This is a genomic window from Rhodococcus sp. 06-418-5 (assembly GCF_002258285.1).
In the GTDB taxonomy this organism is placed as follows: domain Bacteria; phylum Actinomycetota; class Actinomycetes; order Mycobacteriales; family Mycobacteriaceae; genus Rhodococcoides.
Window position 1 is genome coordinate 21,452 of record NZ_NOYE01000022.1, and the last position, 15,214, is coordinate 36,665.

At 64.5% G+C, this 15,214-nt stretch carries 15 protein-coding genes; 8 read left to right on the top strand and 7 right to left on the bottom strand.

Annotated features, from left to right (window positions below; genetic code table 11):
- Positions 1–22 precede the first annotated feature (22 nt).
- Positions 23–343, bottom strand: coding sequence for a hypothetical protein (locus CH274_RS18115; RefSeq protein ID WP_052050084.1), 321 nt, complete (start codon positions 341–343; stop codon positions 23–25).
- Between the two features lie 213 nt (positions 344–556).
- Between CH274_RS18115 and CH274_RS18120 the strand changes: the two genes are divergently transcribed.
- The 4 genes from CH274_RS18120 to CH274_RS18135 all read left to right on the top strand — a co-directional run bounded on the left by CH274_RS18120 (position 557) and on the right by CH274_RS18135 (position 4,736).
- A complete protein-coding gene (locus tag CH274_RS18120; RefSeq protein WP_032397465.1) occupies positions 557–1,561 on the top strand; it encodes a substrate-binding domain-containing protein in 1,005 nt (334 codons plus the stop codon).
- 29 nt (positions 1,562–1,590) lie between these two features.
- Complete coding sequence (locus CH274_RS18125) at positions 1,591–2,649, top strand: ABC transporter permease (protein WP_094645344.1); 1,059 nt, start codon at positions 1,591–1,593, stop codon at positions 2,647–2,649.
- A gap of 2 nt (positions 2,650–2,651) precedes the next feature.
- Positions 2,652–3,434 carry an ATP-binding cassette domain-containing protein gene (locus CH274_RS18130; protein ID WP_094645459.1) on the top strand — a complete coding sequence of 261 codons (783 nt, stop codon included), beginning with the start codon at positions 2,652–2,654 and terminating at the stop codon, positions 3,432–3,434.
- 96 nt (positions 3,435–3,530) lie between these two features.
- Positions 3,531–4,736: an acyl-CoA dehydrogenase family protein gene (locus CH274_RS18135; protein WP_094658404.1), complete on the top strand. Its 1,206-nt coding sequence runs from the start codon at positions 3,531–3,533 to the stop codon at positions 4,734–4,736.
- A gap of 64 nt (positions 4,737–4,800) precedes the next feature.
- On the opposite strand, the gene CH274_RS18140 is transcribed toward CH274_RS18135, so the two are convergent.
- From CH274_RS18140 to sdhC, 4 genes are read right to left on the bottom strand one after another with little or no spacing between them, the layout of a single operon-like run.
- Positions 4,801–5,583 carry a succinate dehydrogenase iron-sulfur subunit gene (locus CH274_RS18140; protein WP_008718029.1) on the bottom strand — a complete coding sequence of 261 codons (783 nt, stop codon included), beginning with the start codon at positions 5,581–5,583 and terminating at the stop codon, positions 4,801–4,803.
- Position 5,584: 1 nt separating this feature from the next.
- Positions 5,585–7,336, bottom strand: coding sequence for a succinate dehydrogenase flavoprotein subunit (gene sdhA / locus CH274_RS18145; RefSeq protein ID WP_032397463.1), 1,752 nt, complete (start codon positions 7,334–7,336; stop codon positions 5,585–5,587).
- Positions 7,337–7,352: 16 nt separating this feature from the next.
- Positions 7,353–7,805, bottom strand: coding sequence for a succinate dehydrogenase hydrophobic membrane anchor subunit (locus CH274_RS18150; RefSeq protein WP_032397462.1), 453 nt, complete (start codon positions 7,803–7,805; stop codon positions 7,353–7,355).
- Entirely contained in the window at positions 7,805–8,215 is a 411-nt protein-coding gene (sdhC, locus tag CH274_RS18155; protein ID WP_082073728.1) for a succinate dehydrogenase, cytochrome b556 subunit, read from the bottom strand. Before sdhC ends, CH274_RS18150 begins: the two co-directional genes overlap by 1 nt.
- A gap of 265 nt (positions 8,216–8,480) precedes the next feature.
- Here sdhC and CH274_RS18160 point away from each other — a divergent pair, with 265 nt between their 5' ends.
- Both CH274_RS18160 and CH274_RS18165 read left to right on the top strand, forming a co-directional pair.
- Positions 8,481–8,894, top strand: coding sequence for a cytidine deaminase (locus CH274_RS18160; protein ID WP_032398212.1), 414 nt, complete (start codon positions 8,481–8,483; stop codon positions 8,892–8,894).
- Positions 8,887–10,170: a thymidine phosphorylase gene (locus CH274_RS18165; protein ID WP_094630136.1), complete on the top strand. Its 1,284-nt coding sequence runs from the start codon at positions 8,887–8,889 to the stop codon at positions 10,168–10,170. Before CH274_RS18160 ends, CH274_RS18165 begins: the two co-directional genes overlap by 8 nt.
- Before the next feature lie 9 nt (positions 10,171–10,179).
- On the opposite strand, the gene CH274_RS18170 is transcribed toward CH274_RS18165, so the two are convergent.
- Positions 10,180–11,547, bottom strand: coding sequence for an aspartate aminotransferase family protein (locus tag CH274_RS18170; RefSeq protein WP_094658405.1), 1,368 nt, complete (start codon positions 11,545–11,547; stop codon positions 10,180–10,182).
- Positions 11,544–12,008 (bottom strand): Lrp/AsnC family transcriptional regulator, encoded by a 465-nt coding sequence (locus tag CH274_RS18175; RefSeq protein ID WP_032397459.1) that lies wholly within the window; start codon positions 12,006–12,008, stop codon positions 11,544–11,546. The genes CH274_RS18170 and CH274_RS18175 overlap by 4 nt, the downstream gene beginning before the upstream one ends.
- Positions 12,009–12,151: 143 nt before the next feature.
- Here CH274_RS18175 and CH274_RS18180 point away from each other — a divergent pair, with 143 nt between their 5' ends.
- Together CH274_RS18180 and CH274_RS18185 are read left to right on the top strand one after the other, a co-directional pair.
- Positions 12,152–13,657 (top strand): gamma-aminobutyraldehyde dehydrogenase, encoded by a 1,506-nt coding sequence (locus tag CH274_RS18180; protein ID WP_094658406.1) that lies wholly within the window; start codon positions 12,152–12,154, stop codon positions 13,655–13,657.
- On the top strand, positions 13,654–15,075 hold the full coding sequence (locus tag CH274_RS18185) for an NAD(P)/FAD-dependent oxidoreductase (RefSeq protein WP_094658407.1): 1,422 nt from the start codon (positions 13,654–13,656) through the stop codon (positions 15,073–15,075). The genes CH274_RS18180 and CH274_RS18185 overlap by 4 nt, the downstream gene beginning before the upstream one ends.
- Positions 15,076–15,214: the final 139 nt, after the last annotated feature.

Below are 15,214 nucleotides of genomic sequence, written 5' to 3' on the forward strand. Positions count from 1 at the left end.
CGTGGTCGGTCTCGCAGCAGGGTCAGTCGTCGTCATCGTCATCCCAGTCGTCGTCGAAGTCATCGTCCCAGTCGGCAGGCGGCAGCGGCGGTGGGGGCACGAATCCGTCCGGTGCCACCGGCTGTGGCGCGGGGGTGGGGGCGCTACTGGGCGCGGCGCCGCCCGGTCCCGGTGCAGGGGGAACGGACCCCGGAGTACCCGGGGCGGATTGCACGGGTGCAGCGGGTGCAACGATGGGTGCGGGCAACGGGCTCTGCTCGCCCGTCGATCGAGTCGTCAGCACTGCTGCGACGAGCACGGCGAGGGTGAGCAGTCCCAGGGCCGAGACGATGATGGTTCGCACACGGACGAGTCTGATGACGGCGGATTGTGGCCACGTGAATCGGAGATGAGAGTTCTCTCATGTCCGAGGTCCGGTGCTGCGCACACCGGTTTCGTCGCCTGACGAATAATCGTCGAAGATGCGTGGCGGGTACCGATCGTTTCTTACAGTGATCAGGTCGGCGGGGTGGATTCGTCGGTCGTTCGAGAGCCGGTTGTTGGAAAGGGAAGTGCAATGAGGTTTCGGCAAAGGCGCGGGCCGATCGCGATCGGAGCGGTCTGTGCGGTCGCGGCTCTGACCGTCGCTGCCTGTTCGAGCACCGGCGGTGCTCCTCGCTCCTCCGACGACGGAAACAACGCGGGCGTGGCCGACACGCCGTCGGCAACGATCGCGATGATCACGCACGAGGTTCCCGGCGACACGTTCTGGGATCTGGTGCGCAAAGGTGCCGAGGCCGCCGCGGCCAAGGACAACATCGAACTGCGCTACTCGGCAGATCCGGAGGCACCCAACCAGGCCAACCTCGTCCAGAGCGCGATCGATTCCCGGGTCGACGGCATCGCGGTCACCCTCGCCAAGCCCGACGCGATGGCACCCTCGGTCGAGACGGCAACCGCCGCAGGCATTCCGGTGGTCGCATTCAATTCCGGTTACGACTCCTGGAAGAACATGGGAGTGCAGCAGTACTTCGGTCAGGACGAGACCATCGCCGGACAGGCTGCAGGGGCTCGCCTCACCGAGGACGGTGCACGAAAGACCCTGTGCATCATTCAAGAGCAGGGTGCCGTGGCACTCGAGGCTCGCTGCGCCGGGGTCAGGCAGGGCTTCACCGGTGGCACCACCGAGATCCTGAACGTCAACAGCAAGGACATGCCGTCCGTCGAGTCGACCATCACGGCCAAGTTGCAGCAGGACCCGAGCATCGACCACGTCATCGCGCTGGCCGCTCCGATCGCTCTGACGGCCGTGCAGTCCAAGAACAATGCGGGCAGCGACGCCACGATCGTCACGTTCGACACCAATGCCGCACTCGTCGATGCGATCGAGTCGGGCGACGTGGCGTGGGCCATCGATCAGCAGCCGTACCTGCAGGGTTACCTGGCGATCGACTCGCTGTGGCTCTACCTCAACAACGGCAACACCATCGGTGGCGGTACCCCGGTGCTGACCGGTCCCGCGTTCATCGACACGACCAATATCGGCGCGGTCGCCGAGTACGCCCGAAACGGCACACGCTGAGTGCGTCGCCTCGGCGCGGAAGGAATCTCATGTCCACACAGGCCGATCCGGCTCTGTCCGAACACACCGTGACAGCGGACGAGCGGGTCAAGAAGCAGAAGCCGTTGCAGCGGTTACTGATTCGCCCGGAGGTCGGGGCGCTGTTCGGCGCGGTCGCCATCTTCGTCTTCTTCTGCATCGTGGCACCGCCGTTTCGGTCGCCCGAGGCTCTCGCCACCGTGCTGTACGCGTCCTCGACCATCGGCATCATGGCGATCGGTGTCTCGCTGTTGATGATCGGCGGTGAATTCGACCTCTCCACCGGGGTTGCGGTGACGTTCTCCTCGATCATGGCCTCCATGCTGGCCTACAACCTGCATCTGAACGTCTGGACCGGCTCGGCGCTGGCGCTGGTGCTGGCACTGGCGGTCGGGTTCTTCAACGGATACCTGGTGATGACGACCAGAATTCCGTCGTTCCTGATCACACTGGCGTCGTTCCTGATGCTCACCGGCATCAATCTCGCCGTCACCAAGCTCGTCACCGGCCAGGTCGCCACTCCGTCCATCTCGGACATGGAGGGATTCGACTCGGCCAGGGCGGTCTTCTCGTCCTCGTTTTCGCTGCTGGGGGTCTCGGTCCGCATCACCGTCGTCTGGTGGATCGTGTTCACCCTCGCCGCGACCTGGGTGCTGATGAAGACCCGTACCGGTAACTGGATCTTCGCTGTCGGCGGCAACCAGGAATCGGCCCGTGCGGTCGGTGTCCCGGTCACTCGGGTCAAGATCGGCTTGTTCATGTTCGTCGGCTTCTGCGCCTGGTTCGTCGGCATGCACCTGTTGTTCGCCTTCGACACCGTTCAGTCCGGTCAGGGCGTGGGCAACGAGTTCCTCTACATCATCGCCGCCGTGATCGGCGGATGCCTGCTCACCGGTGGATACGGCACGGCCGTCGGTGCGTTCATCGGAGCGTTCATCTTCGGCATGACCAACCAGGGCATCGTCTATGCAGGCTGGAACCCTGACTGGTTCAAGTTCTTCCTCGGCGCGATGCTGCTGTTCGCAGTGATCGCGAACAGCTCCTTCCGCAACTACGCGGCGAAAAGGTGACCATGACGTCCTCGGACAACACGCCCCTCATCGAACTGAAGGGCGTGGGCAAGAGCTACGGCAACATCATCGCGCTGCGCGGGATAGACCTCCGCGTCGGTGCCGGTGAGGTCACCTGCGTCCTCGGTGACAACGGCGCAGGCAAGTCCACTCTGATCAAGATCATGTCCGGGCTGCACAAGCAGTCGGAGGGGGAACTGCTCGTCGACGGCACCGCAACCACGTTCGGCTCGCCCAAGCAGGCAGTCGACCAGGGCATCGCCACGGTCTACCAGGACCTCGCCGTCGTCTCCCTGATGCCGGTGTGGCGCAACTTCTTTCTCGGTCAGGAGCTGCGCAGGGGCAAGGTCGTCAAGACCCTCGACACCAACGCGATGCGCGCGAGAACCATCGACGAACTCCGCAAGATGGGTATCGATCTGCCCGATGTCGATGCCCCCATCGGCTCACTGTCCGGTGGCCAACGTCAGTGCGTGGCCATCGCTCGGGCCATCTTCTTCGGTGCCCGAGTACTCATTCTCGACGAGCCGACCGCCGCTCTCGGCGTCAAACAGTCCGGCATGGTTCTCCGGTACATCTCGGCGGCCAGGGAGAAAGGCTTCGGCGTCGTGTTCATCACTCACAATCCGCATCACGCGTACATGGTCGGAGATCACTTCGTCCTCCTCGATCGTGGACGTCAGACGTTGGACTGTGCGCACGAGGACATCTCGCTCGACGACCTCACCACAGAGATGGCGGGCGGCGACGAACTGGCGACCCTCTCCGACGAACTACGTCGCTGACATCTCGGGGCGGCGGTTGCATGCGTGAGAATCGGGCGCGGCGGGTAGAAGTTCGGTAGCGGTGCCCGACGGAGGCACCAGACGAAGGAGCCGAACATGAGCGAGCACGAGCCCCTCGGACCACTGGCGCCGGACTTTCTCGAATCCGATTTCTACGGGTACCAGAGCATGCTCGACGACACCGAGACCGAGGTGGTCCTGCGTACCCGCCGGTTCCTGCAGGACGAGGTCGCGCCGCGGGCGAACGAATTCTGGGAGAAGGCCACCTCTCCGGTGCACCTGATGCCGAAGATCGCCGAACTCGAGATCGCCGGTCTCGGCTACGCGTTCGATGATCGCAAGGCCTCACGCAAGCTGCTCACCGGCTGGCTCGAAATGGAGTTCGCCCGGGTCGATCCGTCCACGGGAACGATGTTCAGCGTGCACAGTTCGCTGGCGATGAGCAGTATCTCGATTCTCGGGTCCGAGGAGCAGCGCGAACGATGGTTGCCCGCCATGCGCCGAATGGAGAAGATCGGCGCGTTCGGACTGTCCGAACCGCACGGTGGCTCCGACGTCGCAGGCGGACTCGAGACCACAGCTCGCCTCGACGGTGATCACTGGATCCTCAACGGCAGCAAGCGCTGGATCGGAAACGCCACCTTCGCAGACCTGACCATCGTATTCGCCAAGGACGAGGCCGACGGCGAGGTCAAGGGTTTCGTCGTCGAGCGAGACTTCGAGGGGTTCCGGGCGGAGAAGATCGAGGGCAAGTATTCGCTCCGCGCCGTCGAGAACGCCGACATCCATCTGGAGAACTGCCGAGTCCCGGTCGCCAACAAGCTGGCCGACGCCAACTCGTTCGCCGATACCGCGAAGGTGCTCCGTCTGACCCGCGGAGGAGTGGCGTTCCAGGCGGTGGGCGTGATGATGGGCGCGTACGAGCGGGCGGTGGCCTATGCGCGCGAACGCGAACAGTTCGGATCCCCGATCGCGTCGTTCCAGCTGATCTCCGACCTGATCGCACGCATGACGGCCAACATCACCGCCTCGCTCGGGATGGCGATCCGTGTCTCTCAGTTGCAGGGCAACGGCGTCCACCACGACGAGCATGCGGCGCTGGCGAAGACGTTCTGTACGACGCGGCTGCGCGAGGTCGTCGCCTGGGCCCGAGAGATTCTGGGCGGCAACGGAATTCTCATCGAGCACGACGTCATCAGATTCTTCGCCGACGCCGAGGCCCTGTACTCCTACGAGGGAACCGCGCAGATCAACAACCTGATCGTCGGCCGCGGAGTGACGGGCTTCGGCGCGTTCGTCTGACCGACGAACGCCGAACGCCCCTTCGCGTGTGCGAAGGGGCGTTCGGCGTCGGTGCGAGACGGTGTCAGCGTGCGAAGAGCAACGCGCGCTTGACTTCCTGGATGGCCTTGGTCACCTGAATGCCGCGAGGGCACGCGTCGGTGCAGTTGAAGGTGGTGCGGCAGCGCCACACACCCTCGACGTCGTTGAGGATGTCCAGACGCTCGGTTGCACCCTCGTCACGGCTGTCGAAGATGAACCGGTGCGCGTTGACGATGGCGGCCGGACCGAAGTAGCTGCCATCGCTCCAGAACACGGGGCACGAGGTGGTGCAGCACGCGCACAGGATGCACTTGGTGGTGTCGTCGAACCGGGCGCGGTCCGCTGCGGACTGGATACGCTCACGGGTCGGCTCGTTACCCGTCGTCATCAGGAACGGCTTCACGGCGCGGAAGGCGTCGAAGAAGGGTTCCATGTCGACGATGAGGTCTTTCTCCACCGGCAGACCCTTGATGGGCTCGATGGTGATGTTCAGCGTCTTCGACGAGTCCTTGGGGAGCATGTCGCGCATGAGCACCTTGCAGGCGAGACGGTTGACACCGTTGATACGCATCGCGTCGCTGCCGCAGACTCCGTGTGCGCACGAGCGACGGAACGTGAGCGTGCCGTCCAGGTAGCCCTTCACGTACAGCAGCAGGTTGAGCAGACGGTCGGTGGCCAGGGTGGGGACCTGGAAGGTGTCCCAGCGCTGACCGTCACCGCTCTCGGGATTGAAGCGCGCGATCTTGAGGTTGACCATCACCGCGCCCTCGGGGACGGGCGGCAGATCGGACTCGTTGGACTTCTTGTCCAGGGTGGGTGCGCTCATATCAGTACTTCCGCTCCATCGGCTCGTAGCGGGTTTGGATTACCGGCTTGTAATCCAAGCGGATCTCGGTGAGCAGACCTTCGCCCTCTTTGTAGGCCATGGTGTGCTTCATGTACTCGGCGTCGTTGCGCTCGGGGTAGTCCTCGCGAGCGTGTCCGCCGCGCGATTCCTTGCGGTTGAGTGCGCCGACGACCGTGACCTCCGCCATTTCGAGCAGGAAGCCGAGTTCGATGGCCTCGAGCAGGTCGCTGTTGTAGCGCTTGCCCTTGTCCTCGACGGTGATCTTGTTGTACCGCTCCTTGAGGGCGCGGACATCCTTGAGTGCCGTCTCGAGACGCTCTTCCGTACGGAACACCGATGCGTTGTTGTCCATCGACTGCTGCATCTCGGTACGGATGTCGGCTGCGCGCTCGTGGCCGTGATCGGAGAGGATCAGCTCCAGCCAGTCCTGCACCATCTTCGCCGGCTCCTCGGGGAGCGGGGTGAAGTCGACCGAGTTCGCGTACTCGGCGGCGGCGATGCCGGCACGACGCCCGAAGACGTTGATGTCGAGCAACGAGTTGGTGCCGAGACGGTTGGCTCCGTGCACGGAGACGCAGGCGCACTCGCCGGCCGCGTAGAGACCGGGAACGATGTCCTCGTTGTTGCGCAGAACCTCGCCGCGGATCTTGGTGGGGATGCCGCCCATGACGTAGTGGCACGTCGGGTAGACGGGTACCGGCTCCTTGACGGGGTCGACACCGAGGTACGTGCGGGAGAACTCCATGATGTCCGGGAGCTTCTCGTCGAGAACTTCCTCGGGGATGTGCGTGACGTCGATGTAGACGTAGTCCTTGTTCGGGCCGCCGCCGCGTCCTTCGAGCACCTCGAGCACCATCGAGCGCGCGACGATGTCGCGGGGCGCGAGGTCCTTGATGGTCGGTGCGTAGCGCTCCATGAAGCGTTCGCCCGACTCGTTTCGCAGGATGCCGCCCTCGCCTCGTACGGCCTCGGAGATGAGGATGCCCAGGCCTGCGAGACCTGTCGGGTGGAACTGGTGGAATTCCATGTCCTCCAAGGGAAGACCCTTGCGGAACACGATGCTCATGCCGTCACCGGTGAGGGTGTGGGCATTGGAGGTGGTCTTGTAGATCCGGCCCGAGCCGCCGGTGGCGAAGATGATCGACTTCGCGTGGAAGATGTGCAGCTCACCGGTGGAGAGCTCGTAGGCGATGATGCCGGTTGCGACGGGACCGTCATCGGTCTCGGTCAGACACAGATCCAGTGCGTAGAACTCGTTGTAGAACTCGACGTCGTGCTTGACGCAGTTCTGGTAGAGCGTCTGCAGAATCATGTGGCCGGTGCGGTCGGCTGCGTAGCACGCACGACGGACCGGAGCCTTGCCGTGGTCACGGGTGTGACCACCGAAGCGTCGCTGATCGATCTTGCCCTCGGGCGTCCGGTTGAACGGAAGACCCATCTTCTCGAGGTCGAGAACTGCGTCGATGGCTTCCTTGGCCATGATCTCCACCGCGTCCTGGTCGGCGAGGTAGTCGCCGCCCTTGACGGTGTCGAACGTGTGCCACTCCCAGTTGTCTTCCTCGACATTGGCCAGTGCGGCACACATGCCACCCTGAGCCGCGCCGGTGTGCGAGCGCGTGGGGTAGAGCTTGGTCAGTACGGCTGTCCGAGCACGGGGTCCGGCCTCGATCGCAGCACGCATACCGGCACCGCCTGCGCCGACGATCAGTACGTCGTAACGATGTTCCTGCATGTAAGCGTCAGTGTCCTTAGCTCGCCGTGATGTTGGGATCGAACGTGAAGATGACGTAGGTGCCGACGCCCATGATGAGGATCATCGACAGCACCAGCAGCGTGGTCAGCCAGAAACGCGTCGAGTCCTTGCGGGAGTAGTCCGCGATGATCGTGCGCAGGCCGTTGCCGCCGTGCAGCTGCGCCAACCACAGCATCGTCAGGTCCCAGAACTGCCAGAACGGGCTGGCCCAGCGACCGGCGACGAATGCGAAGTTGATGCGGTGCACACCGTCGTCGAGCATGAGCATGATGAACATGTGGCCCAGCACGAGCACGACGAGTGCCAGGCCGGAGAAGCGCATGAACAGCCATGCGTAGAGCTCGAAGTTGCCCTTGCTCTGGCGCCGCGGCGAGCGCGGGTTGGCCAAGCTGGCCGGACGGTCGTAGTTCGTGCCGAGGACCTTCGCCTCGGGACCCTGCGTCGACATCAGTGACCACCCGCCGTGAACATGTTGTAGAAGATTCGTCCCGCGCCGGGGATCATGACGACGAGCCAGACCACTGCGATCGCCCACAGCATCGGCTTCTGGTACTGCGGTCCCTTGGACCAGAAGTCGATCAACATCACGCGGATGCCGTTCAACGCGTGGTACAGCACAGCCGCGACGAGGCCGATCTCCATCAGGCCGACGAGCGGGGTCTTGTAGGTCTCGATGATGGCGTCGTACGTCTCGGGGTTGACCCGAACCATCGCCGTGTCGAGGACGTGGACGAACAAGAAGAAGAACGTCAACACGCCAGTGATGCGGTGCAGAACCCAGGACCACATGCCCGGATCCCCGCGGTACAGAGACCGCTTGCGCTCCTTGACCGGAGCGACTTCCGTCGTGCTACTCATCGAGTGCAATGCCTCCAACGTCGTTGGTGGACGCATCGAGCCCCGGTGGCCGGTCTTGCCTGGCTCGATTTGTCGCGATTCGGCCCTAGTGCTGGTTGTACTAGCCGCTTACTCGAAACTGTAAACCCATTCGAAACACGGAACTAATTCGACTCGAGGTTCGTACGCTGCCGAAATCCGGTGTTAGGTTTGCCTTCCCAATTGCCGCAGGCACATTCGGCCGGATCTCTGCATCAATTCAGACACCGTGATTGGATGGTTCACCATGAACGAAATCGACTGGAAGACGTTGCGCGACAATGCTCATGAGGCAATGAGCCGTGCCTACGCCCCGTACTCGAACTTTCCGGTCGGAGCCGCGGCTCTGGTGGACGACAATCGGATAGTCACCGGGTGCAATGTGGAAAATGTCTCATACGGTTTGGGGCTGTGTGCGGAGTGCGGGTTGGTCTCGAACCTGCACACGACCGGCGGCGGCAGACTCGTGGCCTTTTCGTGCTGCGATTCCCGACGTGAAATTCTGATGCCGTGCGGGCGATGCCGACAGCTGCTGTACGAGTTCGGCGGCCCGGATCTGCTCGTCGACACCGTCTCGGGACCGGCTCGACTGGCAGAGTTGCTCCCGAATGCTTTCGGCCCCGACAACCTCGACGAAGGACGCGTGAACAACCATGCCTGACGCCGTATCGATCATCAGCGCCAAACGCGACGGGCGGGTTCTCGACGACGAACAGATCGAATGGGTGATCGCGGAGTTCACCCGCGGATCCGTCGCGCCGGAACAGATGTCGGCTCTCGCGATGGCCGTTCTGTGGCGCGGACTGTCGCGTCGCGAGCTCGGTACGTGGACGAACGCGATGATCGCGTCGGGCACACGAATGGACTTCTCGACGCTGCCGCTGCCCACCGTCGACAAGCATTCGACCGGTGGTGTCGGAGACAAGATCACGCTGCCGCTGGCTCCGCTGGTCGCCGCCTGCGGGGCCGCTGTGCCGCAGCTGTCCGGTCGAGGACTGGGCCATACCGGCGGAACGCTCGACAAGCTCGAGTCGATCCCCGGGTGGCGGGCGGATCTGAGCGGCGACGAGATGCACCGCATCCTCGCCGATCCGGCGATCGGTGCTGTCGTGTGCGCTGCCGGTGCCGATCTGGCCCCCGCCGACAAGAAGCTCTACGCCCTACGAGACGTGACAGGAACGGTCGAATCCATCCCGTTGATCGCCAGTTCGATCATGAGCAAGAAGATCGCCGAGGGCACCGGGGCGCTCGTGTTGGACGTCAAGGTGGGTGCAGGCGCGTTCATGAAGAACGTCGACGACGCACGCGAACTCGCGACCGCGATGGTCGAGCTCGGAACCGACGCGGGCGTACGAACTCTGGCGGTGCTGACCGCGATGGACACCCCGCTCGGGCTCACCGCGGGCAACGCGCTGGAGGTCGAGGAATCGGTCGAGGTACTCGCCGGAGGTGGGCCGGCCGACATCGTCGAGCTGACGATCACGCTGGCCCGCACGATGCTCGCCGCAGCCGGGATCGAGGGCATCGACCCCGCCGACAAACTCGCCGACGGTTCGGCCATGGATCGGTGGCGGACGATGATCGCCGCGCAGGGCGGCGATCCCGATGCCGCACTACCCGTCGCCCGCGAGAGCCAGGACTTCACCGCCGCCACCGACGGTGTCGTCACCGGATTGGACGCGATGGGCGTCGGACTGGCGGCGTGGCGGCTGGGCGCGGGCCGCGAGCGACAGGGTGAGCCGGTGCAGGCCGCCGCCGGTGTCCGATTGCACGCCAAGCCCGGCGATCGGGTGCGGGCAGGAGATCGGCTGGCGACGCTGTACACCGATACTCCCGAGCGCTTCGAGTATGCGCAGCAGGCACTCGAATCCAGCTGGGAGATAGGGGCCACGGCCCCGCAGCCGAGGCCCCTCGTGATCGACCGCATCGGCCGGTAGCAGCCTCCGTCAGATCAGGTTCCCTGCCTCGGTCAGAACGCTGCGCAGGATCTGCTCCATCTCGTCGAACTCCTTCTGACCGCAGATCAGTGGCGGAGCCAGCTGCACCACCGGGTCGCCGCGGTCGTCGGCGCGGCAGTACAGGCCTGCGTCGAACAAGGCCGTGGACAGGAAGCCGCGAAGGATGCGTTCGGCTTCGGCGTCGCTGAACGTCTCCTTCGTGGTCTTGTCCTTGACCAACTCGATGCCGTAGAAGAATCCCTCGCCTCGCACGTCTCCGACGATCGGCAGGTCGTGCAGTTTCTCGAGCGTCGCACGGAACGCCGGTGCACTGTCTGCGACGTGCGCGTTGATGCCCTCGCGCTCGAAGATGTCGAGATTGGCCATGGCCACGGCGGCGGAGACGGGGTGGCCGCCGAAGGTGTACCCGTGCGCGAAGCTCGATTTGCCGTCGTCGAACGGCTCGAAGAGCTTGTCGGAGGCGATCATTGCGCCGATGGGCGAGTAGCCCGAGGTCATACCCTTCGCGCAGGTGATGATGTCCGGCACGTAGCCGAAGTCGCTGCAGGCGAACATCGACCCGATCCGGCCGAAAGCGCAGATGACTTCGTCGGAGACGAGCAGAACGTCGTACCGGTCGCAGATCTCACGGACCCGCTCGAAGTATCCGGGCGGTGGAGGGAAGCAGCCGCCGGCGTTCTGAACCGGCTCGAGGAACACCGCGGCAACCGTGTCCGGGCCCTCGAATTCGATGGCCTCGGCGATCCGGTCCGCTGCCCAGATTCCGAACGCCTTGGGATCGGTGTCCAGGGGAGCGGGGGCGCGGTAGATGTTGGTGTTGGGCACTCGGAACGCGCCCGGTGTCAGCGGCTCGAACGGTTCCTTGAGCGCAGGGATCCCGGTGATGGCCAGCGCGCCCTGCGGGGTGCCGTGGTACGCGATGGATCGCGAGATCACCTTGTGCTTACCGGGCTTGCCGACCTTCTTGAAGTACTGCTTGGCGAGCTTCCACGCGCTCTCGACGGCCTCGCCGCCGCCGGTGGTGAAGAAGACGCGATTCAGATCGCCGGGGGCGTACCCGGCGAGCCGCTCGGCGAGCTCGATCGCAGGTTCGGTCACGTACGACCACAGGGGGAAGAAGGCCAACTCCTTGGCCTGCTTCGCGGCAGCCTCGGCCAGTTCCTCCCGGCCGTGCCCCACCTGCACCACGAACAGCCCCGAAAGACCGTCGATGTAGCTCTTGCCGTTCGAGTCCCAGATGGTCGACCCTTCGCCGCGGGTGATGATCGGGGGAGTGACCCCTGCGCCGTGGCGGGTGAAGTGGCCCCACAGATACTTGGCTGCGGAGGCGTCGAGCTCGGATGTCGTTCGCGTCATCGTGTTCCCCAATTGTATTGCTGCTTGACGAGTTTGAGATAGACCAGCGTTTCGGTGCTGGTGACACCGTCCAGACTGCGGATCTGTTTGTTCAGGATCTGCAGGAGTTGTTCGTCGTCCTCGCACACCACTTCCACGACGACGTCGAACGACCCTGCGGTGAGGACGACGTAGTCGATCGCGTCGATCGCCGACAGTTCCTCGGACAGTGCGTAACTGTCGCCGGTGCACCTGATGCCGATCATGGCCTGGCGCTTGAATCCGACCTGTACCGGATCGGTCACCGCGACGATCTGCATGACGCCGGAGTCCGTCAGGCGCTGAACTCGTTGGCGGACAGCCGCTTCCGAGAGTCCGACGGCTTTGCCGATGGCAGCGTACGAGCGACGCCCGTCCTCCTGGAGTTGCTCGATGATCGCCTTGGAGACGTCGTCGAGTGCGATGGGTGGTTGCTCGGGCATGGATCGATCTTGTCACTGTGGTGGCCGTGAACACAACCCGTCGACGATGAAAAGCGTGTTATTTCTCGATCGATACGACAGAATCCGTTGTCGAAAGGCCAGAAACAGAGAGAATCCGTGGATCTGACGGTACTGTCGCAGGCATGGCGAACATTCCTGGTTGTTGGATCGGTGGACGCTCGGCGGACGGTAGCGGTGATCGGTACGAGATCGACGATCCCGCGACCGGAGCGGTCGTCGCCGAGGTGGGTCTGGCCACCGCCGCCGACGTCGATTCGGCTCTCGCGCATGCCCGATCGGCCTTTCCCGCATGGTCCACCGCCACCCCCGCGCACCGCAGTGCCGTGTTGACGGAACTGGCGCGGCTCGTGGCCGCCGACGCGGAGAACTTCGTGTCCGAGGAAGTGGCGCAGACCGGCAAATCATCAAGACTGGCAAGGGAATTCGACGTTCCGGGCAGCGTCGACAACATCGAGTTCTTCGCCGGAGCGGCGCGGCACCTGGACGGCAAGGCCGCTGCGGAGTACTCGGGTGAGCACACCTCCGCCATCCGTCGCGATGCCGTCGGAGTGGTCGGTTCGATCACGCCGTGGAACTATCCGCTGCAGATGGCGGTGTGGAAAGCGATGCCTGCGTTGGCGGCCGGATGCTCCATCGTGCTCAAACCCAGTGAACTCACCCCGCTGACCACGTTGCGGCTGGCGCGCCTGGCCACCGAAGCAGGCGTTCCCGACGGGGTGTTCAACGTGGTCACCGGAACCGGTCTCGACGCAGGCGTCGCACTGTCATCCCACGCGGGTCTGGACCTGATGACGTTCACCGGCTCCACTCCCGTCGGCAGGCGCGTGATGGCGCAGGCCGCCGCGCACGGCACCCGCGTGCAGCTCGAGCTCGGCGGCAAGGCACCGCTGGTGGTGTTCGAAGACGCAGATCTCGACGCAGCCATCCACGGAGCCGTCGCGGGATCGTTGATCAACGGCGGCCAGGACTGCACGGCAGCCACCCGCGCCATCGTCGCCGAATCCCTGTACGACGACTTCGTCGCCGGAGTCGCCGAATTGATGGGACGCGTCGTGATGGGAGACCCGACCGATCCGGCGACCGACATGGGATCGTTGATCTCCCTCGCGCACCGCGATCGTGTTGCCGCCATGGTGGATCGGGCTCGCGCCACCGGAGCCAGGATCGTCACCGGAGGCCGTGTCCCGGAGGGCCCGGGTGCGTTCTACCCGCCGACCCTGATCGCCGATGTCGGCGAGCAGGACGAGATCTATCGCGACGAGGTGTTCGGCCCGGTGCTCACGGTGACGAAGCATCACGGAGACGACGATGCGATCCGACGCGCCAACGACACCGAGTTCGGACTGGCCGCCTCCGCCTGGACCAGGGACGTGTACCGCGCGGGCCGAGCGACGCGGGAGATCGCCGCCGGCTGTGTGTGGATCAACGACCACATCCCGATCATCAGCGAGATGCCACACGGCGGGTTCGGGGCCTCGGGGTTCGGGAAGGACATGTCGAGCTACTCTCTCGACGAGTATCTGACCGTCAAGCACGTCATGACCGATATCACCGGTGTGGCTCGAAAGGCCTGGCACCGAACGGTGTTCGCTTCGGCCCATCCCGAGGCGCAGGGGGATGCCCGATGAGCGCGTCATGGGCAACCGCCCCCACCGACCGCGGCGTGGCGATGGTGGCGGGCGCGGCACCGGAGTCCTACTGGCTCGACCGTCCCGAACGCCCGGCACCACGGCCACGGCAGATGGGTTCGGCAGCCGCGGATCTGGTGATCGTCGGCGGCGGGTTCACCGGATTGTGGGCGGCTCTGCAGGCGGCGGAGGAGAATCCGAACCGGTCGATCGTCCTGCTCGAAGGCGATCGAATCGCCGAGGGCGCAACCGGACGCAACGGCGGCTTCTGCGCGGCCAGCCTGACGCACGGACTGAGCAACGGACTCGACCGCTACGCCGACGAACTACCCGAGCTGCTGCGCATGGGCACCGAGACGCTCGATGCGATCTGCGCGACTGCGGAGAAGTACGGAATCGACGCCGACATCGAACGCACCGGCGAGCTCGACATCGCCAATTTCGACTGGCAGGTGGACGACCTGCGGGAGCTCGGCGACGAGGGGAGAGGACTGTCGCAGCCGATGGAATACCTCGATGCCGCGGCAGTGCGGTCCAGAATCGCCTCACCCATGGCGCGCGGCGCACTGTTCGACCCCGACGTCGCGATGATCGACCCCGCCAAACTGGCCTGGGGCCTGGCCGACGCGGCCGAGTCGCTCGGCGTACACATCCACGAGAACACCAAGGCGCTGTCGATCGACAAGACCGGTAACGGTATTCGGGTGAAGACAGGCTACGGAACCATCGAAGCGGGCAAGGTTCTGCTGGCTACCTCCGCATCGAAGTCGTTGCGCCGAAAGCTCCGCCACTGGATCGTGCCCGTGTGGGATTACGTCATCATGACCGAGCCACTGAGTCCGTCGCAGCTCGCTGACATCGGCTGGTCCGGCCGTGAAGGATTGGCCGACTCCGGCAACAGATTCCACTACTTCCGCTTGACGGCGGACAACCGCATCCTGTTCGGCGGGTGGGACGCGCACTACTTCTACGGTAGCGACACCGACCCACGCCGAACCCAACATCCCGAAGAGTTCGCATTGCTCGCCGAACACCTGCTGCAGATGTTCCCCGGCCTCGAAGGAATCCGTGCCACCCATGCCTGGGGCGGGTCGATCGACACGTGCTCGCGGTTCAGCGCCTTCTGGGACCTCGGACTGAACGGACGGGTGGCCTCGGTGGCCGGATTCACCGGCCTCGGCGTCGGCGCGTCGCACTTCGGGGCCCGCACCGCCCTCGATCTGCTGGACGGCAAGGACACCGAACGAACACGACTGAAGATGGTGCGCAGCAAGCCGCTGCCGTTCCCACCCGAGCCCATCAGATCCATCGGCATCAACGTCACCCGCGCCGAGTTCGCCCGAGCCGACCGCAACGGCGGCAAGCGCGGCCTGTGGCTCAAGGGAATGGACGCGCTGGGTCTGGGCTTCGACAGCTGACAGAGCGGCTTCGCCGCACGTGCACGGAAACTCGACCTCTGCTACGTGTTGAGTCCGGAGACATATGAGACACGAGATGTCCAGGGACATGTGACACACGGGCTGTGGTGATACTGCGGGGCACTGTGACCGGCTATGG

What these genes read in the sequence shown, in the direction of transcription:
- CH274_RS18120 (WP_032397465.1), top strand. Translation starts at nt 557, where the DNA reads ATGAGGTTTCGGCAAAGGCGCGGGCCGATCGCGATCGGAGCGGTCTGT.
- CH274_RS18185 (WP_094658407.1), top strand. Translation starts at nt 13,654, where the DNA reads ATGAGCGCGTCATGGGCAACCGCCCCCACCGACCGCGGCGTGGCGATG.
- CH274_RS18165 (WP_094630136.1), top strand. Translation starts at nt 8,887, where the DNA reads ATGCCTGACGCCGTATCGATCATCAGCGCCAAACGCGACGGGCGGGTT.
- CH274_RS18135 (WP_094658404.1), top strand. Translation starts at nt 3,531, where the DNA reads ATGAGCGAGCACGAGCCCCTCGGACCACTGGCGCCGGACTTTCTCGAA.
- CH274_RS18160 (WP_032398212.1), top strand. Translation starts at nt 8,481, where the DNA reads ATGAACGAAATCGACTGGAAGACGTTGCGCGACAATGCTCATGAGGCA.
- CH274_RS18170 (WP_094658405.1), bottom strand. Translation starts at nt 11,547, where the DNA reads ATGACGCGAACGACATCCGAGCTCGACGCCTCCGCAGCCAAGTATCTG.
- sdhC (WP_082073728.1), bottom strand. Translation starts at nt 8,215, where the DNA reads ATGAGTAGCACGACGGAAGTCGCTCCGGTCAAGGAGCGCAAGCGGTCT.
- CH274_RS18150 (WP_032397462.1), bottom strand. Translation starts at nt 7,805, where the DNA reads ATGTCGACGCAGGGTCCCGAGGCGAAGGTCCTCGGCACGAACTACGAC.
- sdhA (WP_032397463.1), bottom strand. Translation starts at nt 7,336, where the DNA reads ATGCAGGAACATCGTTACGACGTACTGATCGTCGGCGCAGGCGGTGCC.
- CH274_RS18125 (WP_094645344.1), top strand. Translation starts at nt 1,591, where the DNA reads ATGTCCACACAGGCCGATCCGGCTCTGTCCGAACACACCGTGACAGCG.
- CH274_RS18140 (WP_008718029.1), bottom strand. Translation starts at nt 5,583, where the DNA reads ATGAGCGCACCCACCCTGGACAAGAAGTCCAACGAGTCCGATCTGCCG.
- CH274_RS18180 (WP_094658406.1), top strand. Translation starts at nt 12,152, where the DNA reads ATGGCGAACATTCCTGGTTGTTGGATCGGTGGACGCTCGGCGGACGGT.
- CH274_RS18130 (WP_094645459.1), top strand. Translation starts at nt 2,652, where the DNA reads ATGACGTCCTCGGACAACACGCCCCTCATCGAACTGAAGGGCGTGGGC.
- CH274_RS18175 (WP_032397459.1), bottom strand. Translation starts at nt 12,008, where the DNA reads ATGCCCGAGCAACCACCCATCGCACTCGACGACGTCTCCAAGGCGATC.